The 1,883-nt window shown below is 53.2% G+C and carries 1 rRNA gene; it reads left to right on the top strand.

Features of this window, described 5'->3' with window-relative positions:
• Positions 1-1,883: ribosomal RNA gene (locus AC0LWT_RS38905) — 23S ribosomal RNA — on the top strand; the annotation flags it as partial.

Genomic DNA, 1,883 nt, shown 5'->3' with positions numbered 1-1,883 from the left:
AACCAGGGAGCTTGCTCCCTGGGGTTGTAGGACCTCAATGTGAGGTTAGTTCGGTAGGCGAAGTGATCTGGAAAGATCCGGCATAGAAGGTAAAAGCCCTGTAGCCAAAATCGAATGAAACCTCTAGAGGGATCCTGAGTACGGCGGGACACGTGAAACCCCGTCGGAATCCGGCAGGACCATCTGCCAAGGCTAAATACTACCTAGCGACCGATAGTGAAGCAGTACCGTGAGGGAAAGGTGAAAAGCACCGCGGAAGCGGAGTGAAATAGAACCTGAAACCGTGTGCTTACAAGAAGTCAGAGCACTTTTTATGTGTGATGGCGTGCCTTTTGTAGAATGAACCGGCGAGTTACGTTTGCATGCGAGGTTAAGCTGAAGAGGCGGAGCCGCAGCGAAAGCGAGTCTGAATAGGGCGAATGAGTATGCAGGCGTAGACCCGAAACCGTGTGATCTACCCCTGTCCAGGGTGAAGGTGAGGTAACACTCACTGGAGGCCCGAACCCACGAATGTTGAAAAATTCGGGGATGAGGTGGGGGTAGCGGAGAAATTCCAATCGAACTCGGAGATAGCTGGTTCTCCCCGAAATAGCTTTAGGGCTAGCCTCGGATGTTCAGTTGTGGAGGTAAAGCACTGATTGGGTGCGGGGCCCGCCAAGGGTTACCAAGTCCAGTCAAACTCTGAATGCCACAAACTGTAGTCCGGGAGTCAGACAGTGAGTGCTAAGATCCATTGTCAAAAGGGAACCAGCCCAGACCATCAGCTACGGTCCCCCAGTGCGTGTTAAGTGGGAAAGGATGTGGAGTTGCACAGACAACCAGGATGTTGGCTTAGAAGCAGCCACCATTGAAAGAGTGCGTAATAGCTCACTGGTCGAGTGACTCTGCGCCGAAAATGTAACGGGGCTAAATACGCCACCGAAGCTATGGCATGTACGAAAGTACTTGGGTAGGGGAGCGTTGTGTGCGGGTTGAAGTCTGACCGGAAGGACAGGTGGACTGCACACAAGTGAGAATGCCGGTATAAGTAACGAAAAGATCAGTGAGAATCTGATCCGCCGAAAGCCTAAGGGTTCCTGAGGAAGGTTCGTCCGCTCAGGGTAAGTCGGGACCTAAGGCGAGGCCGAAAGGCGTAGTCGATGGACAACAGGTGGAAATTCCTGTACCACCGTAGCCGTTATGAGCGATGGAGTGACGCAGAAGGATAGTGACGCGAGCTGATGGATGCTCGTCCAAGCAGTGAGGCTGGTGTGTAGGCAAATCCGCACACCATAAGGCTGGGCTGTGATGGGGAGGGAAATCTTTAGTACCGAAGGTCATGATTTCACACTGCCCAGAAAAGTTTCTAGCCAGGCGAAGGTGCCCGTACCGCAAACCGACACAGGTGGGCGAGAAGAGAATTCTAAGGCGCGCGGAAGAACTCTCGTTAAGGAACTCGGCAAAATGACCCCGTAACTTCGGGAGAAGGGGTGCCTCGGTAGGGTGAATAGCCCGAGGGGGCCGCAGTGAAAAGGCCCAAGCGACTGTTTAGCAAAAACACAGGTCTGTGCGAAGCCGCAAGGCGAAGTATACGGGCTGACGCCTGCCCGGTGCTGGAAGGTTAAGGGGAGCGGTTAGGAGCAATCCGAAGCTGTGAACCGAAGCCCCAGTAAACGGCGGCCGTAACTATAACGGTCCTAAGGTAGCGAAATTCCTTGTCAGGTAAATTCTGACCCGCACGAATGGCGTAACGACTTGGGCGCTGTCTCAACGAGAGATCCGGTGAAATTTTAATACCTGTGAAGATGCAGGTTACCCGCGACAAGACGGAAAGACCCCATGGAGCTTTACTGCAGCTTGATATTGGACTTTGGTACGATCTGTACAGGATAGGTGGGAGCCGT

The sequence above is a fragment of the Paenibacillus sp. sgz302164 genome (assembly GCF_056120505.1).
The sequence above is the reverse complement of the archived record's forward strand: the minus strand, read 5'-3'. Positions and strand labels throughout refer to the sequence as shown.